This window comes from Rhodococcus sp. IEGM 1366 (genome assembly GCF_033142425.1).
Taxonomy (GTDB): domain Bacteria; phylum Actinomycetota; class Actinomycetes; order Mycobacteriales; family Mycobacteriaceae; genus Rhodococcus_F; species Rhodococcus_F globerula.
In genome coordinates this window covers 552,950-575,418 of the sequence record NZ_JAWLRZ010000001.1, presented here as the reverse complement: position 1 = coordinate 575,418, position 22,469 = coordinate 552,950, and the positions used below count along the sequence as shown (strand labels likewise).

General features: G+C 63.5%; 21 protein-coding genes. 9 read left to right on the top strand and 12 right to left on the bottom strand.

Going from position 1 to position 22,469, the window contains the following annotated elements; translation table 11 throughout:
- Positions 1–8: 8 nt before the first annotated feature.
- The 3 genes from R4P64_RS02830 to R4P64_RS02820 are packed head-to-tail and all read right to left on the bottom strand — an operon-like array spanning position 9 to position 3,175.
- Complete coding sequence (locus R4P64_RS02830; RefSeq protein ID WP_092805029.1) at positions 9–1,136, bottom strand: FAD-dependent monooxygenase; 1,128 nt, start codon at positions 1,134–1,136, stop codon at positions 9–11.
- Positions 1,137–1,150: 14 nt separating this feature from the next.
- Positions 1,151–2,104 (bottom strand): phosphotriesterase, encoded by a 954-nt coding sequence (locus R4P64_RS02825; protein ID WP_045066811.1) that lies wholly within the window; start codon positions 2,102–2,104, stop codon positions 1,151–1,153.
- Positions 2,105–2,161: 57 nt separating this feature from the next.
- A complete protein-coding gene (locus tag R4P64_RS02820; protein WP_317819176.1) occupies positions 2,162–3,175 on the bottom strand; it encodes a phosphotriesterase in 1,014 nt (337 codons plus the stop codon).
- Positions 3,176–3,323: 148 nt separating this feature from the next.
- On the opposite strand from R4P64_RS02820, the gene R4P64_RS02815 reads away from it, so the two are divergent.
- The gene (locus R4P64_RS02815; protein ID WP_317819174.1) at positions 3,324–3,911 is read left to right on the top strand and encodes a helix-turn-helix domain-containing protein; all 588 of its coding nucleotides are present in this window, start codon (positions 3,324–3,326) and stop codon (positions 3,909–3,911) included.
- Between the two features lie 12 nt (positions 3,912–3,923).
- On the opposite strand, the gene R4P64_RS02810 is transcribed toward R4P64_RS02815, so the two are convergent.
- The 6 genes from R4P64_RS02810 to R4P64_RS02785 all read right to left on the bottom strand — a co-directional run bounded on the left by R4P64_RS02810 (position 3,924) and on the right by R4P64_RS02785 (position 10,089).
- Complete coding sequence (locus R4P64_RS02810; protein WP_317819172.1) at positions 3,924–5,585, bottom strand: MFS transporter; 1,662 nt, start codon at positions 5,583–5,585, stop codon at positions 3,924–3,926.
- Positions 5,586–5,807: 222 nt separating this feature from the next.
- Positions 5,808–6,731, bottom strand: coding sequence for a LysR family transcriptional regulator (locus tag R4P64_RS02805; protein WP_317819170.1), 924 nt, complete (start codon positions 6,729–6,731; stop codon positions 5,808–5,810).
- Positions 6,732–6,755: 24 nt separating this feature from the next.
- The gene (locus R4P64_RS02800; RefSeq protein ID WP_317819169.1) at positions 6,756–7,883 is read right to left on the bottom strand and encodes an NAD(P)/FAD-dependent oxidoreductase; all 1,128 of its coding nucleotides are present in this window, start codon (positions 7,881–7,883) and stop codon (positions 6,756–6,758) included.
- Positions 7,880–8,074 (bottom strand): ferredoxin, encoded by a 195-nt coding sequence (locus R4P64_RS02795; RefSeq protein WP_317544395.1) that lies wholly within the window; start codon positions 8,072–8,074, stop codon positions 7,880–7,882. The genes R4P64_RS02800 and R4P64_RS02795 overlap by 4 nt, the downstream gene beginning before the upstream one ends.
- The gene (locus tag R4P64_RS02790) at positions 8,071–9,246 is read right to left on the bottom strand and encodes a cytochrome P450 (protein WP_317819166.1); all 1,176 of its coding nucleotides are present in this window, start codon (positions 9,244–9,246) and stop codon (positions 8,071–8,073) included. The genes R4P64_RS02795 and R4P64_RS02790 overlap by 4 nt, the downstream gene beginning before the upstream one ends.
- A gap of 75 nt (positions 9,247–9,321) precedes the next feature.
- Positions 9,322–10,089: an IclR family transcriptional regulator gene (locus tag R4P64_RS02785; RefSeq protein WP_317819164.1), complete on the bottom strand. Its 768-nt coding sequence runs from the start codon at positions 10,087–10,089 to the stop codon at positions 9,322–9,324.
- A 57-nt stretch (positions 10,090–10,146) separates the two neighbouring features.
- Between R4P64_RS02785 and R4P64_RS02780 the strand changes: the two genes are divergently transcribed.
- From R4P64_RS02780 to R4P64_RS02765, 4 genes are read left to right on the top strand one after another with little or no spacing between them, the layout of a single operon-like run.
- Positions 10,147–11,283 carry a cupin domain-containing protein gene (locus tag R4P64_RS02780; RefSeq protein WP_219110434.1) on the top strand — a complete coding sequence of 379 codons (1,137 nt, stop codon included), beginning with the start codon at positions 10,147–10,149 and terminating at the stop codon, positions 11,281–11,283.
- A complete protein-coding gene (locus R4P64_RS02775) occupies positions 11,280–12,116 on the top strand; it encodes a fumarylacetoacetate hydrolase family protein (protein WP_092805015.1) in 837 nt (278 codons plus the stop codon). The genes R4P64_RS02780 and R4P64_RS02775 overlap by 4 nt, the downstream gene beginning before the upstream one ends.
- Positions 12,113–12,811, top strand: a complete 699-nt coding sequence (locus R4P64_RS02770) for a maleylpyruvate isomerase family mycothiol-dependent enzyme (RefSeq protein WP_317544385.1) — start codon at positions 12,113–12,115, stop codon at positions 12,809–12,811. The genes R4P64_RS02775 and R4P64_RS02770 overlap by 4 nt, the downstream gene beginning before the upstream one ends.
- Positions 12,812–12,822: 11 nt before the next feature.
- Entirely contained in the window at positions 12,823–14,076 is a 1,254-nt protein-coding gene (locus tag R4P64_RS02765) for an FAD-dependent oxidoreductase (protein ID WP_317819159.1), read from the top strand.
- A gap of 10 nt (positions 14,077–14,086) precedes the next feature.
- Here the strand turns inward: R4P64_RS02765 and R4P64_RS02760 are convergent, their stop codons facing one another.
- A complete protein-coding gene (locus R4P64_RS02760; protein ID WP_317819158.1) occupies positions 14,087–15,355 on the bottom strand; it encodes a reverse transcriptase family protein in 1,269 nt (422 codons plus the stop codon).
- A gap of 327 nt (positions 15,356–15,682) precedes the next feature.
- Between R4P64_RS02760 and R4P64_RS02755 the strand changes: the two genes are divergently transcribed.
- Positions 15,683–16,153, top strand: coding sequence for an NfeD family protein (locus tag R4P64_RS02755; RefSeq protein WP_033237083.1), 471 nt, complete (start codon positions 15,683–15,685; stop codon positions 16,151–16,153).
- The gene (locus R4P64_RS02750) at positions 16,150–17,007 is read left to right on the top strand and encodes a slipin family protein (RefSeq protein WP_080711885.1); all 858 of its coding nucleotides are present in this window, start codon (positions 16,150–16,152) and stop codon (positions 17,005–17,007) included. The genes R4P64_RS02755 and R4P64_RS02750 overlap by 4 nt, the downstream gene beginning before the upstream one ends.
- A gap of 11 nt (positions 17,008–17,018) precedes the next feature.
- Here the strand turns inward: R4P64_RS02750 and R4P64_RS02745 are convergent, their stop codons facing one another.
- Positions 17,019–17,696 carry a pyridoxamine 5'-phosphate oxidase family protein gene (locus tag R4P64_RS02745; RefSeq protein ID WP_317819156.1) on the bottom strand — a complete coding sequence of 226 codons (678 nt, stop codon included), beginning with the start codon at positions 17,694–17,696 and terminating at the stop codon, positions 17,019–17,021.
- Between the two features lie 84 nt (positions 17,697–17,780).
- On the opposite strand from R4P64_RS02745, the gene R4P64_RS02740 reads away from it, so the two are divergent.
- Positions 17,781–19,175 (top strand): PLP-dependent aminotransferase family protein, encoded by a 1,395-nt coding sequence (locus tag R4P64_RS02740; protein ID WP_317819155.1) that lies wholly within the window; start codon positions 17,781–17,783, stop codon positions 19,173–19,175.
- A 41-nt stretch (positions 19,176–19,216) separates the two neighbouring features.
- A complete protein-coding gene (locus R4P64_RS02735) occupies positions 19,217–21,337 on the top strand; it encodes an NAD(P)/FAD-dependent oxidoreductase (RefSeq protein ID WP_317819153.1) in 2,121 nt (706 codons plus the stop codon).
- Between the two features lie 35 nt (positions 21,338–21,372).
- Here the strand turns inward: R4P64_RS02735 and R4P64_RS02730 are convergent, their stop codons facing one another.
- Positions 21,373–22,389: an isopenicillin N synthase family dioxygenase gene (locus R4P64_RS02730; protein ID WP_317819152.1), complete on the bottom strand. Its 1,017-nt coding sequence runs from the start codon at positions 22,387–22,389 to the stop codon at positions 21,373–21,375.
- Positions 22,390–22,469 lie beyond the last annotated feature (80 nt).

Sequence of the window (22,469 nt, the reverse complement as noted above, 5' to 3'; positions counted from 1 at the left end):
TGGCTTCCTTACTTGGTCGCAGCCGGCTGAGCTGCCGTCTTCTGGCCGGGGAACACGTCGTTGACTTCGTCTTCGGTCCAGCCCTGACGCGAGATGCGCTGCAGCTCGTCCGTCACCGGCTTGCGGTTTGCCTGGTACAACGCCAGTGCTTCCTTGACGGAATCTGCTTCCTTCAGAGCGTCGGCGAGACCGCCGGCGTCCAGGATCGCCGAGTTCGCGCCCTGGCCCTGGTGATGCAGCATCGAGTGGGCAGCGTCGCCCACGAGGGCAACAGAGTCGGTGTGCCACACGTCAACCGGGTCGATGTCGTAGACCGCGCGAATGCTCACCGTGTCCATGTCGAGGTCGCGAGCGATGTTCACGATCCGCTCGTCGAAACCTTCGAGTGTCGCCAGGATGTCTTCCTTGGTGATCGTCGGCGCCCACGTGCTGTCCGGGCACAGCGCGGTGATGTCGAAGGAGACCTGGCCGCGGTGGCGCAGCGGCAGCAGGTAGACCTTGGTGCCCCGTCCGATGTACATGCGGAGGTTGTCGTCCGTTGCCATCCCGTAGGCGTCGTCAACCGAGATGACCGTGCGGTACGCGTGCTCACCGGAGAACACGGGGCCCTTGTCGCTGAAAAGCTGTTGACGCACAACCGACTTGATGCCGTCGGCGCCGATGACCAGGTCGGCTTCGACGATGGTGCCGTTGGTGAAGGTGAGGACGGAGCGATCGCCCTTGTCCTCGAGAGTCTCGAGTTTGTGGCCGAGATGCACCATGCCTTCGGGGAGTACGCCGAGTAGAGCGTCGATGAAGTCGCCGCGGTGGATCAGGTGAGTCTTGGTGCCCTCGGTGTCGCCGGGGACAGCGGGCCACTCCTCCTTCATGATCGGATCATTTGTGCCCGTGAGGATTTCGAAGTAGTCACTCGGTGAGCTGACCTGCGCGACGGCGTCGAAGATGCCCCACTGGCGGAAGCGATCCATGGTGGACGGACGCAGACCGATGCCGGCGCCGACCTCCCGGATCTGGCTTGCTTGCTCGTACACGTTGACATCGGCGCCGAGCAGGCTCAGGGCCTTGGCTGCCGCAGCACCGGCGTATCCCGCGCCGACGATGGCGATTTTCAGGTTCTCGAGCTCTGAAGACTGCATTGTTCTTGTCCTTGTCAGTTCTGGATGGTCAAGAAGTCGGCCGGGTTCTCGACGAACAACTTGGTGATGGTGGCTTCGTCCAACCCGGCTTCGCGCAGGTCGGGAATGAGGTCTTCGAAGAGGTAGTTCAGGGTGTGGCCCTTGACGCCGGGCCATCCGAGCGGGCTGCAGTTGGCGTCGACGCCCGCGAGTGCCTGATCCAAGTGGCCTTTGCCGAGGAAGCGCAGGAAGTGGTCAAGACGCTCCTTGCGGGGGCGCGCCCAAAACGGGGGGTCCGGGAGTTCGGTCTCGTAGCCGAACGTGTCGAAGCCGACCCGTCCACCCTGTTCGGCAATCCAGGTGTCACGCGTCTTGTCGGCGTTCACACCGTCGTCGACGTGCCCGAACAGCACCCGATCCAGCGGCAAGCCCTCGTCGTTGAAGATTTTGATTGCGTTCTCGGCGTCGATAGCCAGGTGCGTCAGGATCGGCACGCCGGTGCTCAGCGCAGCGCGAGCGGCCGCGCGGTAGATGCGCTTGTCCAGATCCGTCATCCGGCCACCGCGGCTTACGCCGACCTTGATGACACCGGCCTTGCTGCCGGTATTGCCGATACCGACGGTGATCTCGTGAACGAACTGACTGGTGAGGTACTCGACGCTTGCTCGTTCGAAGAACGGAAGTGCGGTGTCGCCGCCGACAAAGCCGGTGCACGCGATGATGTGGACGCCGGTCTTGGCGGACAGTGACTTGTAGTAGTCGACGTCACGGCCGTTGCAGATTCCGGTGACGTCGACGAAGGTTCCGCCGCCGTACTCGTGGAATTTCCGAAGCTTGGGGACGGTCTCGGAGTACCGCTCCTCGGGGGTCTTCCACCACTTCGTGTCCAGCTCCGAGCCCGGCATGCCATACCCGATGTGCTCGTGGATGGCCACGATCCCGAGTTCCTCGGCGGGGATCGACCCCAGAACGGTGTTCACTCTCGACACAACACTCACCTCTAAGAAGATTCGAAAATTGGATGGTTATCCGTTGTCGCGGTGGGGTCAGCCCACGGCTCGCGTCGGCGTAGCCCCTGACGCACTGAGCAAGTCGCGCGGGTTGTCGACGAGGATGCGCTGCACATCCAGCTCGCTCAGTCCCTGCGCAGTGAGGGCGGGGACAAACGTCGACAGGATGTAGCTGAACGGCAGATCGTTTCCGGGATGACCCTTGGCGACGCCGGTTGCGTTGCTGGAGAGCAGAATCCGGTTTCCGTAGCCGGCCTCGACCAGCTCGCCAACCAAAGCGGCACGCTCGGCGTCGGTGATGTGGACGTCATCTGCTGTGCCTACGTGGTCCAGCGCGACATAGGCGCCGCGGCGGGCGATTTCGGCCGGGGCGCCGGCGGCGACGGCATCCTTGCGGTCGAGTCCGCCGACGATGACGCGCTCTGCCGGTAGCTTCTCGTCCGCGAGGATCTCGAGGTCGGCAACCGCATCGTTGCCGTAGCGAATGGAGACAGGGGCGCCGGTGGCGAGCGCGGCGCGGGCCGCTCCGCGGAACAGGCTTTCCTCGGTGGCGGTCATTCCCTCGTGATTCGCGGCGGTAGCCACCAATCCGGGGATGCCGCGACGCTCTACGCGCGGAATCACCATGCCATCGGTGATTTCCTGAGTGAAAAGCTCGGCGAACTTCTCCGCCGGCCAGGGCGTCGGCGGATTGGTCTGCGGCGTAAGGAAATAACCGCCGAGCATCTCCTCCGGGCCGAGGCCCGTCGACGTGACGATGTGCACGCCGGTGGTGCGTGAGAGAGCCTCGTACAGTTTGACGTCGCGACCGTGGAACATGCCGGTGGCGTCGACGATCGTCGCTCCGCCGTGATCTCGGAAATCCTTCAGTTTGTCCGCCAGGGTCTCGAAGATGTCGGCGCGGTCCAGCGTGATGTCGAATGCGTATTCCGCACCCGGAAGCACTGACAGCAGTGCTTCGTGGACCGCGACAACACCCAACTGGTCGGCGGGAACGGGGCCGAGAACGGTGTTGACGGTGTTGCCTTCAGCGATCTGGTCGACCTTCATCGGCATTTCCTTTCGTCATCGTCATGCCGGCATGACGTGGTAGCGATCACAGTAGCCATTAACATTACAAAGCGTCAAGTGAGTTGGTTAACAGACATCTGACTTGTCGCGCTGGTTTGTGGCTTTGCTGCGGCTAGAATCTGTGGCCATGTCGCTTCGCGCCGCTCAAAAACAGATGACCTACGAGCTCTTCCTTGCCAAGGCGCTGGAACTGTTCGGCGAGAAGGGTTACTCCGCGACCACGATCGACGACATCGCGTCGGCCGCAGGTTCGACCCGGACTACCTTCTACCTGCACTTCTCGTCCAAGGCCGACGTGATGAGTGCGCTGCTGACAAAGGTCGACGCGATCCTCACCGCGGCCGACAACCCCACGCTGACCGCGGTGGTTGCCTCCGGCTCGCGAGGCGAGATCCACGCGTGGCTCGACCGCAAGTTCTCCCAATGGGACGAGATCAAGCCCTACCTCACCGCGTCCTACGAGGCGTCGTACGAGCCGGACGTCGAGGCCAAGACCGAGCAGTGGTTCGAGTCCGCCGTCGAGGACATGACCGCGGGGCTGGACTCGGCAAAGCGTCTGCCGGCCGACCGGCGCCGGATCCGCTGCGTGCTGGCTTTCGGTCAGCTCGAGCACCTCTCGCGGCGCTACTTCTCCATCGGCTGGCGGACCCCGCGCGAGATCTGCCTCGACGAAATCACCGAATCCTGGTGCTACCTGCTCGCAGCGGACAACTGAGGTTCACCGGCCTTATCGGACGTTGACGTCGTCGGCCACATTGGCGATCTCATGCAGTACGTCGGTGCCCAGATCGACTGCGGCTTCGGACTCCGGGCGGCTTCCGAAGAGTCCGAACAGGGTCAGGACACCGGACGCGGCAGCGCACAGCGCACACACCAGGAACGCCAGGCTGTAACCGCTACCGAGCGACGAGAACGCCAGATCGCTGATCGCGGAAGGCATTGCAAGCATTGGATTGTCGGGTCCGGGTGCCAGGCTCGGATCGGTCGGCACCGGAATGACCGGCATCGAGTTGAGCGCCATCGCGCCGCCCTGCTCGCCGATCCCCATGACAGCGCCTGCATGAGCCTGACCGAGATCGGACTCACCGACGGCCGCGCCAAGGCCGTCCCTGACTTCGTTGTTGGCGACACTGTTCGCGATAGCGGCGACGAGAACGGGTCCGAGGGCAAAGCCGAAGTCACGCAACAGGTTTGTCGTGGCGCTGGCCATGCCGGCCAAGCGCAACGGCACGGTGTTGATGGCCACCGCGGTGATCGACGCGACCGTGAAGGCGAACCCGACGCCGAGCAGCAGCATCGGCACGATGAAGTCCGTCCACGTCGAGGTCTGGACGTCGAACTGCGAGCAGATGAAGCCGGCGATCGCGATCAGTGCAAAGCCCGACGTCAGCACCCAACGCGGTGAAACGCTGTGGATCAGGCGGGATACGAGCGGCACCAGCAGGAACGCGGGACCCTGGATGACCAGGAACAACACGCCGATTTTGAGCGGTGAGACATGCTGAACCGCACCGAGCCAAATGCTCATCGAGAAGCAGAGGCCCAGGAACGCGAACATGCCGACGACGGCGGTGATACCCGAGATCGCGAAGACCCGGTTGGCAAACAGATTCAGGTGCAGCAGTGGCACTTCGGTGCGCAATTCGATGACGACAAACGCGGCCAGGGATACGGCGCCGATGACAAAGCCGACGACGATCGTGGTGTTGCCCCACCCGATCTCGGATCCCTGCGTCAGTGCCCAGAGGAGGGCGATCAGGCCGACCGCCAACGTTGCCTGACCAGGGAGGTCGAGCTTGCGGCCTTCCGGCGACGACGAGTCCTGCGCTCCCAGTGAAACGACAAATGAGATCAGTGCTGCGGCGATCACTGCACCGAAAGCCCAACGCCAGCTGCCGAATTCGGTGAGCATGGCGGCCATCATCGGTGAGAGTGCGGCACCGAGGGACAGGAAGCCCGCCCACAGTGCGATCGCCCTGGCGCGGGCCTGGGCGTCGGGCGCTGCAGCGGCGATCATCGCCAGCGAGATCGGGTAGAGCGCGCCGGCGCCGATGCCCGCGATGGCCTGGCCGATCCACATCAGGTGGACTTCCTGCGCACTTGCACACAGGGCTGCGCCGACGACGATCAGCAGTGCTCCGCCGAGTAGCAGTCGTTTGCGGCCGAACATGTCACCGAGCACGCCGAAGGTCAGTTCGAACACCACCATCGTCGTGGCAAAAGCGGCGCTGATCCACGTGAGTTCTGCGCCGGAGATGTTGAAGTCCTGCTGGAAGGTTCCGTTCAGGGCGCCGGGCAGCGAGTACGCCACCTGGGCCACCATGACGGCCAGGCATGCGGCTACGAGAGTCGCTACGTAGCGCGATGGCCGCGCAGTCGGGTTACTCATTTCTGTGAGCTCCTTGCTCGAGGATTCCGAACCGCCGGATCGGCAGTCCGAGCGCGCTTGTGATACGTGTCACGCACTGAGTGAGCAAGGTGTCACATCGGTTTACTCTCTGTCAAGCGAATTCTGTATCGCGGGTAATGGTGGACAGAGCGAGCATGTTTTCGGCAAAGTTCACACCCCTTCCAGTGCGCTGAAAGGGGTGTGAACTCGAGGAAAAGGGTGCTAGCTGGGCGCGGCTACTTCGACGAGAATCCCCCGCAACCAGGATTTGAACTCGGCATCAGCCAGGCGTGGGTTCCACACCATGTCGACGACGAGCGGTGCGACCGGTAGCGGGAACTCCTCGATCCGCAGGTCAACCCGCTCCGCCATCGCGACCGCGACGCGATAGGTGTGCAAGGCAACGCCACCGGCCGTTGCCACCAGGTGCGGGATGAGCAGGTGATCGGAGATCAACGTCCCGATGCGGTAGTCCACTCCGTGCGCGTCCATCGAGGCGTACGGCGGCACGCGGTGACGGGAGTCGTAGGTGACATGAGGCAATGACGTCAGCAGGTCCAGTGCAGATGCCTCGGGGTCGCTGTCTCGGTGGGCGATCACCACCCACCGGTTCTCGTACAGACGCTCGCGCGGGTACGGCGAATGAAAGGCTTCTGACAGAAGTACGACGTCCACACCGTTGTCGGTGAAGTCGGCAGCCTGCGGCGCGACAAAATTGCGGATGCGCAGCGTCGCATTCGGGGCCCGCTCGGCGATCAGTCTCGCCAACTCCGCCCCGACCACGAAGGCGGTGCTGGTAGTCATCGCAACTGTGATGGTGCGGCTGTCGTGAGCGGGGTCGAAGCCCGGGAAGTTCACCACTCGCGCAGTCTGGCGTAGCACTTCACGCAATGGATCGATCAGCTCCAGCGCGCGCGGAGTGAGCACCAGTCCGCTCCCCTGCCGCACAACCAGATCGTCCCCGATCATCCGGCGCATCCTGCCAAGGGCATGACGCATCGCGGGTTGGGTCATGCCCACCCTTGCGGCGGCTCGCGTGACCGAACCCTCTTCGAGCAGTGCAAGAAGCGGTACCAGCAGGTTGAGGTTGACCCCGCCGAGGCGCTCCAGGCCGAGATCGCCCTCGTGGTTCCGGGGTTGGTTCATCCACACGAAGTTACGCGGCCTGCGTCATCCGGCGGTCGAGGCCATGCGTCGCAGTCTCGGGATTGCAATGCGGTGGTTGACCGCGACGGCGACACCGCGGCCGTCGTCGTGAGTCCAGCGCATCACCGACGGTCCTTCTGGGCGCTCGCCGACGAGGAACTCCGGTTCGCCCACCACCGGCAGGTGACCGGTGGCCTTGAGGTTCAACCCGAACTGCTCGGTCCAGAAGTACGGATCGAGGTCGAGCTCCGGCGCGTCATCGCCGCTCAAGAGTGCGACGGCGGCAACTTTTGCCTGTTCTATTGCGCTGCTCCACAACGGAATCCGTCGCATTCCTTGACGCGTGGGGATGGCCGTGACGTCCCCGGCTGCCACGATGTTCGGCCGAATCCGCCCTCGTGAATCTGCTTCGAGACGGCCGTCTGCGAGTCCACTGGTAGCCAACCATTCCGTGTTGGGTATGTCGCCGATCGCAGTGACGATCAGCTCGGCCTCGATCCGCGTTCCGTCTCGCAGGATCACTCCGCGAGGGCTGTCGATGCGAGCGGCCGACCCGTCGACGATGGTCAGTCCCTGCGCTATCGCGGTCGCGGTGAACGCTTCAGACAGGTGTGGACCCAGATGCGAGAGCATCGGCCTGCCGTCGGCCACCACTGTGACCTGGCAACGCGCGGCCATGGCCGCTGATGCGATCTCCATGCCCAGCGGGCCGGCCCCGACGACTACGACGGACGGCTGGGCGGCCAGTCGTTCGCGCAGAACCCAGGCATCGTCGAGCGTGCGCAGCGTCAGCTCCGCACTATCCACGCCTCCCAGCCGGCGAGCCCGTGAACCGGACGCGATGACCAGTCCGTCGTACGGCAAATTTGTACCGTCGTCGAGGTGTACCCGGCGTGATTCGACGTCGAGACCGACTGCCGCCACCCCGAGTAGCTCGGTGGCCTGGTGCATCGGCGAAGCCAGTTCGGGGGAGCCGCCGTCGACCAGGAGTGCCTTGGAGAGTGCCGGCCGTGAATATGCCGTCCGGGGTTCGTCCCCCACGATGGTCAGGCTGCCGTCGAAACCAGCGGCCCGAAGGCTGTCGCAGGCGGTCTGGCCTGCAATTCCATTGCCGACCACTAGAATTCGTCGACGAGCGTTAGTGCCGTTCATACCAGTTTGAGTGCGGCGACGGGGCAGACCCGGACAGCTGCGCCGGCGTCGGCGAGCTCGCGGCTTCCCTCGGCGAACTCTTCGAGGTCGAGGACCAGTTCACCCTCGTCGTCGAGGTGCATCAACGCGGGGGCAACACTTTCGCATAGACCATGGCCTTCGCAACGGGGCCGATCGAGCACGATTCTCATGCGGGGATCACTTTCAGGACGTCGAGTTGATTGATAGAGCGAGTAATGTTGCTGGGCAACAGAATCGGATCGGCAGCCACAATCCGTCGAGCGTGCTTGGCCAGTGCCCTGATGACAGCCTGGCCTTCCAGGCGAGCCAGCCCTTGCCCGGCGCAGCCGTGCGAGCCGTAACCGAAGGAGAGATGGTCCACCGGATTCCGTTCGACCGAAAAGGCGTCGGGATTCTCGTAATGCCGTGAGTCGCGATTGCCAGCGCCGAAGAGAATCGCAACCTGGGATCCGGCCGGGACCAGCGTTCCGTCGATCTCTACATCCTTGGTGACAAAGCGCCCCCATGCATGCACCGGCGCCCAGAATCGGAGCGTCTCGTTGAATGCTGCCGGTGCCAGCTCGGGATTCTGATGGACTAGATCGAATTGGTTCGGAAAGGCTGAGAACAGCGCGACGATGTTGCCGATCGCGGCGATCGTCGTATCGACTCCCGCGCCCAGATACTGGTGGATGATCTTGCCGGCAGTATCGGGCGGGATCGCTCCCCGGGCCTCGGCATCGAATATGCCGCGGCCCACAGATTCTGGTGCCAGATCCTCGGCGCGGACTTGCGCGCACCAGCCGTAGAGCTCTCCGGCAATGGGGAAGTTCTCGGCAGTCCGTTGGTTCATCGGGCCGATAACCTCCATCGCGGCTTGTCCCCAGCGCAGCATGTCGTTGCGCACCGAGCCGGTGAAGCCGATCAGGTCAGCGACGATCTCGAGGGGAAATGCGCGTGCCAGCGCATCGATGGCGTCGAACGATCCCTGGGTAACCAGGTCCGCGACCAGGGCGTCGGCCTTGGTCTGGATCTGGCCCGCGAGCCCGCGCAACGCCCGCGGGGAGAGGTTCTCCGTCAGTGTCGCCCGTAGTTCGGTGTGAACAGGTGGATCCGACGCCAGCGACGTGCCTTGTAATGCCTCGTTGACCATCGGATTGAATCCGATGCTGCGGGACGAGAACGTGCCGGGATCAGCCAACGCGTCGCGGATCGCGTCGTAGCGCGTCAGGGCGTAGACGTCATTGGTGGTCAGATGCACCACTGCGCCGAGTTCGCGGAGTTCGGCGTACATCGGATAAGGATCGGTCAGGACGTCGTCGGCGAACAAGTCGACGGTGGAAGTGGCGGGAGAATTGGGCATACACCCAGTGAAGTGACTGCAGTCACATAAATCCAACTCATATTTTGCATAGAGAAACATGCATCAAATTGATGTTCAGTGAGCCAGGTCCGCCTCGATGCGATCGGCAGCCATGCGCAGGGTCGCTACCAGGGACGGCAGCTGCTGCCGGTCGTAGCGCACAGACGGGATTGAAACAGACAGTCCGGCAAGGGCTTTGCCGTTGGCATCACGCACCGGTACTCCGACGGCCACGACACCGCGCTCGGAGCGGCCCTGGTTGACCGCAAACCCTTGCTTGTGGATCCGCGCCAGCTCGGTACGTAGTTTCGGCAGGTCCGGCTGGTCGGTCACATCCGCGTCTGACCTGCTCTCGTAGGCCTGGCCCAGTTCGTCGGCGGAGAGTTCGGCGAGCAATAGCAACCCGCCGGAAAGGCGGTGTGCCGGAAAGACCATGCCCTCGCGTGATCCGACGCGCAGTACCTGGGCGGACTCCACCGAGACGATGAACCGGGCCTCGATGCCGGTGCGAATGGTCAGATTGGCAGACTCTCCGACAGCCTGGACCAGGAGTTCCATGTGCGGCAGCGCGGCCGATCGCAGCAACGAGGTCGCAGAGCGCGAGTGTTCGGCAAGTTCCAGGACTGGTCCGGCGCCGTACTGACGGCCGGGGTGCTGCACCGCGAAGTCCCGGTAGACCAGCATTTGCAGTAGCCGGTGTGCTGTCGATCTGGCGACCCCGAGTCGCTCTGCCGCTTCCGCGACGGTCAGGTTTCCCTCCAGTTGCAGGATTGTCGCCAATCTCAGTGCATGGTCGACGCTGGCGATCGCATACGCCGGCGGGGTCTTCTGTGGCTTCTCCATGATTCTGTATAGCAGAATCTAGTGTTCTGTCTTGAATAATCCAGTCACTCTTATGTCATGACTTCGACCGACTCCCCCGTCCGGCTCCACGCCGTCGACGCGCCAGGCCAGCCGGATGTGACCCCAGCGCTCGAGGAGCTTTACCGCGGCTTCGAGTCAGAACTGTTGGTGCCGTTGTGGACTGAGATCGGCGATCTCATGCCGGCTCATCCGCGCTCGCGCGCTGTCCCGCACCTGTGGAAGTGGGAGAACCTGGTACGCCTTGCCGAGCAAGCCGGCGAGATCGTCCCGGTCGGCCGCGGTGGTGAGCGTCGTGCGATTGCGCTGGCGAACCCGTCGCTGGGTGGTCGACCCTTCGCCACCCCCACCTTGTGGGCGGCGATCCAGTACTTGATGCCGGGCGAAGATGCTCCCGAGCACCGCCACACCCAGCACGCATTCCGATTTGTCGTCGAAGGCTCCGGCGTCTGGACGGTCGTCGGCGGTGACGCCGTCTCGATGAACCGCGGCGATTTCCTGCCGCAGGCGGGCTGGAACTGGCACGCCCACCACAATGCCACCGACAAGCCGATGGCGTGGATCGACGGCCTGGACATCCCGTTCCAGTACCTGACGGAAGCGCAGTTCTTCGAGTTCGGCCGCGACGAGATCAGTGACGCCGAGCGCATCACTCCCGAGCGCTCCCGGTCCGAGCGGTTGTGGGGTCACCCCGGACTGCGCCCGCTCAGTGCCACGCAGGTCGCTCCCGGCAGCCCACTGCTCTCGTACAAGTGGGAGTTCACCGACCGCGCACTGCGCGATCAGCTCGCGATCGAAGCCGAAGGTTACGGCGGCACAGTCGAACCCGGCCACGCGGCGGTTCGCTACACCAACCCGCACACCGGCGGCGACGTCCTGCCGACGATGCGCACCGAGTTCCACCGCATCGTCCGCGGCGCCGAAACCGCTCCGGTGAAGGAGACCGGTTCGAGCGTCTACCAGGTGTTCGACGGTTCCGGCACGGTGACTGTTGGCGACCGCACCTGGACAGTGACCCGCGGCGACCTCTTCGTCGTTCCGTCCTGGACGCCGTTCTCCGCGAAATCCGAAGCGGGAAAAACGGACTCGGATTCCGGCGCACTCGACCTTTTCCGCTTCGGCGACGCACCCGTCTTCGAAGCACTGCAGCTCAACCGAATGGAGATTTCACGATGAGGCTCACGACAATTCGCACCGGCGCAGCGACGCGCGCAGTCAAGCTCGACGGCGACCGCCTGGTCGACCTCGGTGAGAGCGATCTGGGAATCTTTCTTGCCCATGAGGATTGGAAACGTCGTGCAGAAGCTGTGTCCGCCGACGATGCCACCACGTACCCGCTCGAAGGTGCCGACTTCGCGCCGGTAGTTCCGCAGCCGTCGAAGGTCATTTGCGTCGGTCACAACTACACGAATCACATCAAGGAGATGGGCCGCGAACTCCCGTCGTATCCGACGCTGTTCCCGAAGTTCGCCGACAGCCTGATCGGCGCGAACGACGATATCGTCCGGCCCGACGAGACCGAGGCCTTCGACTGGGAGGTCGAGCTGGTCATCGTCATCGGCAAGCAGGTGCGCCGCGCCGACGACGCTCAGGCCGAGGCTGCGATTGCCGGTTTCACCGTCATGAACGATGTGTCGGTGCGCGACTGGCAGTTCCGCACGATCGAGTGGACCCAGGGCAAGATCTGGGATTCCACGACTCCGGTTGGGCCGTTCCTCGTGACGCCGGACGAGGTCGGCGGAGTCCGCCCGGCTCTCGAGGTCACGACAACCGTCGACGGTGAGGTCATGCAGCGTGACGACACCGGCACACTGCTTTTCGATCCGATCACGCTCGTGAAGTACATCTCGACCATCACGCGCCTCAACCCGGGCGACATGATCGCAACCGGAACACCCGCAGGCGTGGGTCATGCCCGCGATCCGAAGGTCTACCTGCTCGGAGGCGAGACCGTCGTAACCGCTATCTCGGGCCTCGGTGCGTGCACCAACAAGGTAGTGAAGGAATGACTGACGCCCGGCGCTGGATGGAGCACGGAACGCAGCTGTTCCTGAGCGGCGTCGACGGCCTCGATGACGCCGGTGTGGCTGCGCCGTCTGGGCTTCCGGGCTGGAGTCGGCGCCACCTCCTTGCGCACGTCGCCGCCAACGCAGAAGCGCTCGGTAATCTCGTCCATTGGGCCGAAACCGGCGAGGAGACACCGATGTACGCCTCCTCCGACGCCCGCGCCCGTGGGATCGAGGAAGGTTCCCAGTTGCCGGCGGCCACTCTGCTTGCGTGGCCGCGGTCCTCAGCCGAGAAACTTGACGTTGCAATGGCGTCACTCTCCGACGAGCAGTGGACCCAGCTGATCGTGACGGCCCAGGGTCGGACCGTCCCAGCCACGGAGATCCCGTGGATGCGGGCGCGGGAGGTGTGCGTCCATGCCGTTGATCTCGGTACGGGCGTCACCTTCGCCGATCTTCCGGCCGATTTCCTTGTGGCACTTGGCAATGACATCGTGGGCAAGCGCGGCGCGGTGCCCGGCGTGGCGCTTCGGCTCGAAGCCACCGACGCGTCAGCGATCTGGGACCTTCCCGGCGTGGATGCACCGGTTGGCGTCGCCGGTCCGCTTGCCGACCTTGTCGCCTATCTGAGCGGCCGCCCTCACGATCTGTCGACCACTGACGGATCTCCTGTGCCGGTACTGCCTGCGTGGCTGTGAACGGAGCAATCATGAACACACCTGACGTCATTGTTGTCGGTGGCGGTATCGGCGGCCTCAGCGCTGCATTTGCCCTGACGCGCAAGGGTCTTACCGTGCGAGTGCTCGAGCGGTCCGCCGAGTTCGGTGAGGTCGGCGCCGGCCTGCAGCTCGCACCGAACTGCACCCGCATCTTGAACGAGTACGGCCTACTGGACGAGGCCAAAAGCCTTGGGGTTGTGCCCACGTCGATGGTGATGCGTGATGCCGTCGACGCGTCGGAGCTGACGAAGCTGGACCTGACCGATCTCGAACGCCGGTACGGGTTTCCGTACCTGGTCATCCACCGCAGCGACTTGCACGGACTGTTCCTGCGTGCGTGCGAGCGTGCCGGAGTCGAGCTTGTCACCGACGCCAAGGCCGTTTCCTACGAGAACTCCGATACCGGTGCGCAGGTGCGTCTTTCGAGTGGTGAAGTGCACGAGGCCGGTGTGGTCATCGCGGCTGACGGTCTGCACTCGGTTGCACGCAAACTGTTGATCGACGACGAACCTGTGTCGTCCGCCTACGTCGCTTACCGTGGCACGGTGCCGGTGGCGGATTTGGCCGACCGTCCCGTCGATCTGTCGGAGGTCGTGGTCTACGTCGGGCCAGGGCATCACTTTGTGCACTATGGCCTGCGCGGCGGCGAGATGCTCAACCAGGTTGCCGTCTTCGAGTCACCCAAAGCAATTGCAGGTGAGGAGGACTGGGGCACACCTGATGAACTCGACGCGGCATTCGCTGATTCTTGTTCGGAGGTGCGCGAGGGTATCCCGTTCATGTGGCGTGACAAGTGGTGGCGGATGTACGACCGAGACCCGATCATGACGTGGGTTTCGGGCCGGATCGCTTTGCTCGGCGACGCGGCACACCCGCCGTTGCAGTACATGGCGCAGGGCGCGATCATGGCGATCGAAGACGGCTGGGTGCTCGCCGAACATGTTGCCCGTCTGCGGAGTGCCGACGGCGTGATCGACTGGGACGCAGCTCTCGCGGCCTATGAGGCCGTTCGCCCTGAGCACTGCCGCCGGGTACTGACGACGGCACGCGTCTGGGGCGAGTTGTGGCACCTCGACGGCGAGGAACGGCAGCAGCGAAATCTGTTGCTGCGAGCCCGCGGCACACAGGACTACACCTACACCGACTGGATTTACGGGCCGACCGCCCTGGTGCCCGAGGACGAGCCGCCGCTGTATCCGATCGTCCCTCTGGCCTCGGCCGCCGAGTTGGTCGCGAATCGCTGAAATTCATGGGTCAGTCCGACTCGAGAATCTCGGCGCCCCAATCGACACGGTCGGCCAACCGCAATAGCGTGCGTCGGCGCGTAGGGCTGGTTTCGCCGATGTGCGCGATCCGGCCGTAGATGTGAGCGCGAAAGTTCCCGACTCCCTCTCGATTCTGTTCCTGGGCAGAGGTATTGGCGGCGTTGTGGAGCAGGGCGCGCAATCGGTCGTATTCGTCACGCGGATACGACGGTTGGTTGTTGATGACCAGGCCGGTGAGGTGCTGGCGCCGGTGCGGACGCATCACTTTTGTCTTCCGTGGATGGACGGCGAACCCTTCGTCTCCGGCGATCTGTTCGACCGTCCACAGGAGGGTGCCGACGTCAGTCACTTCGATTCCGGAGAACGCCAGGTCGTCGGCGTAGCGGGTGTAGGTGAGCCAGTTCGTCTTCGCCAGCCCACTCAACCGGATATCGAGCCCCCGCGCTACAAGATTCGCGAGCGCAGGCGACGTCGGCGCACCCTGAGGCAGGTGCGCCGTTCGCAACTGTGACGCCTGTGCGTATGGCACTCCGCGCAGGGTATCGGCAGGCGTTGCAACAGTGCACAATCCGGTGAGAACTCCGGCGACGGCGGGCGGGTAGCCGAGGGCGGTGAAGATCGCGTGAACACGGTCGCCGGTGATGGACGGGAAGAACTGAGCGAGGTCCACACCGATCACGATTTCCGACTGTGCGTGCGGCGCTGCAAAAGTCAGAGGACTTCGACCACGGACAAATCCGTGTGCCGCGTCGTGTGCTGGTACTTGATCGAGTATGCGGCGCAGGATCTTCCGCTGAATTTCGCGCAGCCTTGGTTTGGGTATCTCGAGTAGTCGCGCGCCGGCCTTCTTGCTGATCTGCATGGGCCGGTAGTGGCGCAGCGGGAGAGGTTTCGTGCGTAGCCATTCACCGCGATCGGCGAACCACTCGAGTTCGGAGATCGTCAGATCCAGTGAACGAGCCAGGTCCGCACTGGTGTTGTAGCGGGGAACGTCGAACCGCCACACCGAAGATTCATTGGTGTCCAGTGAGAGAGGAACAGGTCGCAGGCGAGGTAGTTCGCGCAGCAATCGGTACAGAGTCTGAGGTTCGAACGGTGGGGCGGGCATGAGATCGAGGACTCGGACCGCCAGGAGTGTCGGGGACACACCGAAGACGGATCCGAATGCCTCCTCGAGGCCACCGAGGGTCCATGGTGCGTCGTCGGCTGCGTCTGCCAGCCGACGCGCCAATTCGGCGTCGAGTTCGAAGTCACTCATGAGGTATATCCGGGATGCGGCGGCGCGGGGTGACCAAATCCTTTGTCCGGGGCGGCGGGGAGCACGCGGAGCGTGCCGAATGCCGTCGGACGCAGTATCCAATTCTTCTGGCCGACCCAGGGGTTACCCCTGAGACTGGTCGCGTGGACCAACTCTCACCCACACGCCGCCGCATGCCTTCACAATGGCAGACCGTCCGGTATCTGTCACGTGGATCACTTCAGGTTGTGGCAGATCCGGACAAACGTGATTACCGTTGATGTCGAGGGCCCGATCGCACGATGGCTACGCGACGCGACCGAGTCCTCGTGAGCGTGGAGACGAGTGATGACGACATTGGGTATCGCGGCCCTGCTGTTGGGTGTCTTGTTGATGGTGGTCGAGGCACATGCCCCGACTGCGGGGGTGCTCGGCGGTCTTGGTGCGCTCCTGATCGGGGCGGGTGTCTGGTTGCTCTTCACCTCCGGCGATGCGGGCCAGGTGATTGCAATTCCGGTGACGGCAGGGGTTGCAGTGGTCGGCCTGGGTGTTACCGCGGTGGCGAGCCGGAAAGTTCTGACCGCCCGGCATGCGCCCGTGCGCACCGGAGTGGAATCGCTGATCGGATCCGATGCGACGGTTCGCAGTTGGGACGGCTCGCGCGGACAGGTCGAGGCTGCGGGTGGATTGTGGAACGCCCGAATGGATTTCGGGTTCAGTGACGATTCTGTTCCGAAGGCCGGCGATCCTGTCGTAGTGGAGCAGGTCCGGGGTCTGACCCTGACAGTGCGCCGTCGTGAACCGTGGGAGTTGCTATGACCACCATTCTCATTTCCCTGTGCATCGTTGTTCTGCTTCTCGTGACGCTGGTCGGCATGTCGATTCGGGTCTTGCGAGAGTACGAGCGTGCAGTGGTGTTCCGGCTCGGACGGTTGATCGCGTTGAAGGGGCCGGGTCTGGTAATCCTCATTCCGGCAATTGATCGGATGGAGCGGGTCGGCCTACGGACCGTGACACTGAAAATTCCGGTGCAGGAAGTCATTACGCGCGACAACGTGCCGGCAAAAGTCACAGCCGTAACCTATTTCCGAGTGGTCGATGCCGATCGCGCAATCGTCGAGGTCGAAGATTTCCTGGCAGCTACGTCGCAGATTGCGCAGACAACTCTGCGGTCGATCCTCGGCAAGGCCGACCTCGACGCCTTGCTCTCCGAACGTGAACGTCTCAACGAAGACCTGCAGAAAGTGATCGATCAACAGACGGAACCGTGGGGAGTCAAGGTCACCACGGTGGAGATCAAGGACGTCGAGATTCCTGCCAACATGCAGCGCGCCATCGCCCGTCAGGCGGAGGCCGAACGAGAACGGCGAGCCAAGATCATCAACGCGCAAGCCGAATTCCAGGCGTCGGCTACGCTCGCCGACGCAGCCGACGTGATCAGCCGCAACCCGACCACCCTGCAATTGCGTTACCTGCAGACGTTGCACGCGATTGGGGCCGAGAACAATTCGACCGTCGTATTCCCGCTGCCCCTCGACCTGGTTCGTCCGTTCCTGGGGAACCGGGGCGAGGACAAGCAGGACGAGTCCGGATCGGCCACGCCGGTGACTTCCGAGCCGCGACCTAATGGTCTGGATATTCGCCCGCCGTTGTCCCCGCCGATCCCGCGGTAGCGTTGCTTCGGCTACATCATTGCCGAGACATGTTCCGGCAGCGTGATATCCGCATCGAGGTCTTCGGCTCGGATGGGTTCACCGAACTGTACGGATGCCGGAATGACACCTGCCCAGACCTTTTCGACACCGATATCTGATTCGTCGTCGCCGGGGCCGCCGGTTCGTGCCTTCACCGACGCCTCGAACAGGGGCAGTGCAAGCACCACTGTTGCCGCCAGTTCTTTGCGTGTTGACGCCCGCAGGTGTCCGGAACGGTCGGGAACTACTTGATCGACAATCAAATTCAGTGCACTGAGCCGTTCGTCCGGATCCGTGACGATCCGGGGTCGACCGAGAATCGCGGCGCTGCGGTAGTTCATCGAATGGTGAAAACCGGAGCGCGCCAGAACAAGTCCGTCGAGCACTGTGACGGTTACGCAGATCTCGCTGTCGGGCGCGAGGCTACGTGACGCTACCGAACCGTGCAGGTAGAGGGTGCCGTCTTGATCCGGGCCCTCGGGATCAAATCCGTACGCCGTCGGCAGCACGAGAGGCACACCGTCGGTGGACACGCCCAAGTGGCACAGCTTGGCGGAGCGCAGGACGCCGAAGAGCGCTGCTCGATCGGTGACACCGTGATGACGCGCGCGCTTATGGGTTGTACGTGCTGTTGGGGACAGTGGGGCGAGTGCGACGGTGTGTGTCATGTGAGCAATACTCCTAGCCAAGTGGCTTTGCGTCATGGTCCAATTTGTGGGCACTTTGGTAGGCCACTTAGGGAAAGGGAAACGATGCTTCTGCCCTCGGCGGTAGCGGTAGTGCTCGACCGGACCGATCGGCGACCTTTGCCGATCCAGGTTGCCGATCACCTGCGAGCAGACATTCGCGGTGGATCGGCTGTTGTGGGATTGCGGCTGCCGAGTTCGCGGAAACTGGCTGCCGAACTCGGCGTTGCACGCGCCGTGGTGGAACGAGCCTACGAGCAACTGATTGCCGAGGGCTGGCTCGTAGCGGTGCGCGGCTCGGGAACCTTTGTGGCAGAAGCTCCTTCATCCGTTGTGCTGTCTACTCCCAAGCCTACAAAGGTAGTCGCTCCCGCACCGCCGCAGGTTCAATTGCGCCCCGGAGTGCCATGGACTCCGCCGCGGGCGAGTGCGGCCTGGCGTCGGGCCTGGCGAGATGTCGGTTCCATGCCACCACCTTTCGGAGATCCTGACCCGGCGGGCGACGTCGAATTGCGCTCTGCGCTGTCGCAACTGTTGGGCCGGGCTCGCGGCATGGCCGTCGAACCCGAGCGCATCGTCATTACCTCCGGGGCTACACACGGCCTCGGACTGGCGTTGTCAGCGCTGCGCTCCCCCAACGCTCTACTGGCAATGGAAGATCCGGGCTATCGAAGCGCGTCGACGGCGGCGCTTGCCACCGGATGGTCACTGCTCGACGTGCCGGTAGATGCACACGGACTTTGCGTCGACGAGCTGGAATCGGCGCCCCGGAATGTTCGTGGTGTGTACGTGACGCCGTCACATCAGTATCCGACCGGTGGACTTTTGCCGGTGAGTCGGCGAAATCAGTTGATCGACTTTGCGCGGGCTCGGGACGTCCTCCTCTTCGAGGACGACTATGACTCCGAATTCCGTTACGACGTAGCGCCTTTGCCAGCGCTGGCGCAACTCGCGCCGGATCGGGTGGTGTATCTGGGTACGGTCGCCAAGACGCTCGGCGCCGGAATTCGGCTGGGTTGGTTGGTTGCGCCGGAAGAGCTTGCCCGTCGAATTGCGGCGCATCGGGTTCGCATCGGGGATTTCCCGTCTCTTCCGCTGCAACGGGCTCTGCTTTCACTCCTGCGGGACGGTGAATGGGACAGAACGGTACGGGCTGCGCGTCGGCGATATCGGGAGCGCGATCGGTTGGTACACGCTGCGCTGTCCCGCTTCGGGGAACTGCGCGGGCTGGGAGCCGGCATGCACACGACGCTGGTGTTGGATGCGGATGTGGCCGAGACCGTCGCACGTCATGCGCTTGAATACGGAGTGGAGGTACCGACTCTGACGGAGTCTGCGCGCAGTCACAAAAACCCGGGCGGACTCGTGATCGGATACGGCAGAGTGGACGCACGCGACCTGGAATATGCACTCGAGGTGATCGCTAACTGTCTCGCAGATCACGGCGTTGAATCCCGTTGATCGGGAACGGCGCCCCGAGGTGCGGCTCTCGGTTCTAGCGTTTGCTCGTGATCCGCAACCAGACCTTCCCGCACTTGCTCGCACCCGGGACCATCGGTCCCATCACCGTGCCCAACCGCGTTGTTCTGCCCGCCATGGACATGAACCTCTGCGAAGACGGTGAAATCGAGACGGGCGACATCGACCATTTCGTGGCGCGTGCGGCCGGTGGAACCGGGCTGATCATCACCGGCTGCTGCGCTGTTGCGTATCCGTTGGGCTGCACCAGCCGCAAGGAACCGGGGCTCTCGGAAGACCGGTTCATCCCCGGACTCAAGGCATTGGCCGACGCGGTGCACGACGCCGGCAGCAAGCTGTGTGTGCAGATGACGCACCACGGCAAGGTCGCGCGAATCGACACCCTTGACGGCCGACCGCAGCTGGTGCCGTCCATGCCGAAGCCGCCGGGTGACATGAGTGCGATGGCCGATTGCACACCCGAAGAACTGGGCAAGATGGCTGCCATCAACGAGGGCAAGAGGGCGACCTACCACGAGGCCGACCAGGAAGATCTTGATTGGCTGGTCCGCATGTTCGCCGAGGCTGCCGGACGAGTGAAGGCGGCGGGCGGCGACGCAGTCGAGATTCACTGCGCCCACAACTACGTCCTCGGAGCGTTCCTGAGTCGGTACACGAATCAGCGCAGCGACGAGTACGGCGGTTCGATGGAGAATCGGGCTCGCCTGGCCTGTGAAGTTATTCGCGCAGTCAAGGCGGAGGTCGGCGGTTCGCTTGCCGTCATCGTGCGTCTGGCCGGTCAAGAGTACGGCGAAACCGACGGGCTAACCGTCGACGAGGCTGTTGCTGCCGCCAAGATGTTCGAAGATGCCGGCGCTGACGCCATCCACGTCACCGGTACCGCACTGAATGCTTTTGCCAACTTCACAGACGGCCCCCTGCCAGACAAGGTCGGCTATTACACCGACAATGCAACGCGAATCAAGCAGGCGATATCGATCCCCGTGATCACCGTCGGACGTATGCTCCCCGAGGTCGGCGAGAAGATGATCGCGGAAGGACGCACGGACTTCGCCGCAATGGGCCGTCAGCTCCTGGCAGACCCACAGTTGGTGAACAAACTCAAAGACGGGACACCCGAGCGGGTTCGACCTTGCATCAATTGCTACGTCTGCGTGCAGGAGAACTTCTGGGACGAGACTCCGCTGTGCGCTGTCAACCCCGCGCTCGGCAACGAGGCGCTCGTACCTTTCGTCAAGTCGACGACACCCAAGCACGTCGTGATTGTCGGTGCCGGACCGGGTGGCCTCGAGACGGCACGAGTCGCCAGTGAACGTGGACATCGAGTCACCTTGGTGGACAAGGCAGATCGACTCGGCGGCACGCTCTGGTTCTCGAGCCTCACGACGCCGGACAACGGTCGTCTGCTGGATTGGCTCAAGGTGGAAACCTCGCGCCTGGGCGTCGATATCCGGCTGAACACCGAGGCCACGGTCGCTTCGATCAAGGCCCTGGGCGCCGACGTGGTTGTGGTGGCCACCGGCGCTGTTCGTGACCGCCCGTCCGTTCCCGGCGGCGACCTGCCGCACGTGCACACCGGTGATACGTTGCGCGCCTTGATGACCGGGGCCGGCGACACCTCGCAGGTTCCGCCGTTCCTGCGGACCATGGCCAAGCTGGGCAAGCTCTCCGGAATCACCAAGAGCCCCGCCGCGATTCGTGCGGTGACCCGCAAGTTCCTGCCTATGGGCAAGGACGTCGTGGTCATCGGTGGTTCGCTTGTCGGACTTGAACTTGCGGAGTTCCTGGCCGAGCGCGGTCGCAACGTGACGCTGATCGAAGAAGGCCAGCAGTTGGGCATTCCGATGGCGATGCCGCGCCGCTGGACCGCTGTGCGCCACGCCAAGCATGTCGGTGTGAACATTCACCGCAATTCGACGGTGCAGCGAATCACCAAGGAACACGTCGAATTCCGTTCCGGTGACAAGACACTGACAGCTCCGGCCGACATGGTTGTCGTCGCCTCGGGTGTGTCGGCTCAGGCGCCGCTGGCCGACGCATTGGCAGGTGTGGTGCCTGACGTACGTGTTGTCGGTGACGCCTCCGAGGTCGACTACATCGAGGGCGCCATGCACACCGCGTGGAAAGCTGCGATGGATATCTGAGCCCTCTGCTGTGCGCCTTTAGTAACCGCGGGCGGTTAATAAAGGCGCACAGCAACAATGTCCGGCCACCATCGTGCGGCAACATCGGGATGCGCCCGCAAGCGACTCTTGAGCGCGTTGGCGCCATAGGAATCGTGGATCGGGTTGTTCGCATCGACGGTGACGCCGGTAGCGTGCTTCGCCAATTCCGGTGGGAGATCGAACTCCGGGACCTGGGTGGCGTAGTTCGGATTGAAGAAGAACGGCACGGAGATTCGCTCGCCTGCGCCTTCCGGTGAAATAACCCGGTGCACAGTGGCTTTCAGATATCCGCCCGTTGCGACCTCGAGTAGTTCGCCGATGTTGACCACCAGCGCGCCTTCGAGTGGCGGTGCGTCGATCCAGTCGCCGTTGTGCTCCACCTGCAGGCCGGCTTTACCGGGTTCGACGTACAGCAGGGTCAGTACGCCGGCGTCCTTGTGGCCGCCGACTCCCTGAGTTCCCGCGTCCTTCGGGCGGCCTGGATAGCGCACCACTTTGATCAGGATCGACGGATCCTTCGCAAACGCGGCATCGAAAATGTGCGGATCCTGCCCCAGAGCGACAGCCCACTCCCGGAGCAGTCGCAATGCGACGCCGGTGAGTTCGTCATTCCATTCGGTGATGACTTCGCGTAATTCGGGAAGGGCGTCTGGCCATTGATTGGGCCCCTGCAGGATCTCCCAGTCCGGCGACGTGGCAGTCCGCGTGGCAGCAGGTTGCTCGGCGCCGATGTCGATCTGCTCACGCCAGTCCTGCTTACCTTCGGTGAGTTCACCGCCCAGGCGTGTGTATCCACGAAAGTGTGGGCTGCGCAGATTCTCGATCGCCAGCTTCTCCGTCAAAGGGAGAGCAAAGAACTCGCGAGCGACCGTGAGGAGGCGTCGTTGCAAAGCGTCGGGAATTCCATGGCCGACGAGGTAGAAAAAGCCCATGTCGTGGGTCGCGTCGCGGAGCTGAGTCCGGAACTGCTCGGCAGTCTCGGGATTCTCCGCCAGTGCGAGGTCGAGAACAGGCAGGGACGCAATCGACATGGGGTCCTCGATTCGTGTGATGGTCCTTACCGTCCATCATTCCACGCAGCCCGGCACCTGGCCCCGCGCGGCGATTCCGC

Excerpts from the sequence above, each read along its gene's own strand:
- R4P64_RS02795 (WP_317544395.1), bottom strand. The coding sequence starts at position 8,074 with ATGAGAATCGTGCTCGATCGGCCCCGTTGCGAAGGCCATGGTCTATGC.
- R4P64_RS02820 (WP_317819176.1), bottom strand. The coding sequence starts at position 3,175 with ATGAAGGTCGACCAGATCGCTGAAGGCAACACCGTCAACACCGTTCTC.
- R4P64_RS02755 (WP_033237083.1), top strand. The coding sequence starts at position 15,683 with ATGACGACATTGGGTATCGCGGCCCTGCTGTTGGGTGTCTTGTTGATG.
- R4P64_RS02790 (WP_317819166.1), bottom strand. The coding sequence starts at position 9,246 with ATGCCCAATTCTCCCGCCACTTCCACCGTCGACTTGTTCGCCGACGAC.
- R4P64_RS02775 (WP_092805015.1), top strand. The coding sequence starts at position 11,280 with ATGAGGCTCACGACAATTCGCACCGGCGCAGCGACGCGCGCAGTCAAG.
- R4P64_RS02730 (WP_317819152.1), bottom strand. The coding sequence starts at position 22,389 with ATGTCGATTGCGTCCCTGCCTGTTCTCGACCTCGCACTGGCGGAGAAT.
- R4P64_RS02780 (WP_219110434.1), top strand. The coding sequence starts at position 10,147 with ATGACTTCGACCGACTCCCCCGTCCGGCTCCACGCCGTCGACGCGCCA.
- R4P64_RS02760 (WP_317819158.1), bottom strand. The coding sequence starts at position 15,355 with ATGAGTGACTTCGAACTCGACGCCGAATTGGCGCGTCGGCTGGCAGAC.
- R4P64_RS02740 (WP_317819155.1), top strand. The coding sequence starts at position 17,781 with ATGCTTCTGCCCTCGGCGGTAGCGGTAGTGCTCGACCGGACCGATCGG.
- R4P64_RS02815 (WP_317819174.1), top strand. The coding sequence starts at position 3,324 with ATGTCGCTTCGCGCCGCTCAAAAACAGATGACCTACGAGCTCTTCCTT.
- R4P64_RS02765 (WP_317819159.1), top strand. The coding sequence starts at position 12,823 with ATGAACACACCTGACGTCATTGTTGTCGGTGGCGGTATCGGCGGCCTC.
- R4P64_RS02830 (WP_092805029.1), bottom strand. The coding sequence starts at position 1,136 with ATGCAGTCTTCAGAGCTCGAGAACCTGAAAATCGCCATCGTCGGCGCG.
- R4P64_RS02750 (WP_080711885.1), top strand. The coding sequence starts at position 16,150 with ATGACCACCATTCTCATTTCCCTGTGCATCGTTGTTCTGCTTCTCGTG.
- R4P64_RS02785 (WP_317819164.1), bottom strand. The coding sequence starts at position 10,089 with ATGGAGAAGCCACAGAAGACCCCGCCGGCGTATGCGATCGCCAGCGTC.
- R4P64_RS02800 (WP_317819169.1), bottom strand. The coding sequence starts at position 7,883 with ATGAACGGCACTAACGCTCGTCGACGAATTCTAGTGGTCGGCAATGGA.
- R4P64_RS02770 (WP_317544385.1), top strand. The coding sequence starts at position 12,113 with ATGACTGACGCCCGGCGCTGGATGGAGCACGGAACGCAGCTGTTCCTG.
- R4P64_RS02745 (WP_317819156.1), bottom strand. The coding sequence starts at position 17,696 with ATGACACACACCGTCGCACTCGCCCCACTGTCCCCAACAGCACGTACA.
- R4P64_RS02805 (WP_317819170.1), bottom strand. The coding sequence starts at position 6,731 with ATGAACCAACCCCGGAACCACGAGGGCGATCTCGGCCTGGAGCGCCTC.
- R4P64_RS02810 (WP_317819172.1), bottom strand. The coding sequence starts at position 5,585 with ATGAGTAACCCGACTGCGCGGCCATCGCGCTACGTAGCGACTCTCGTA.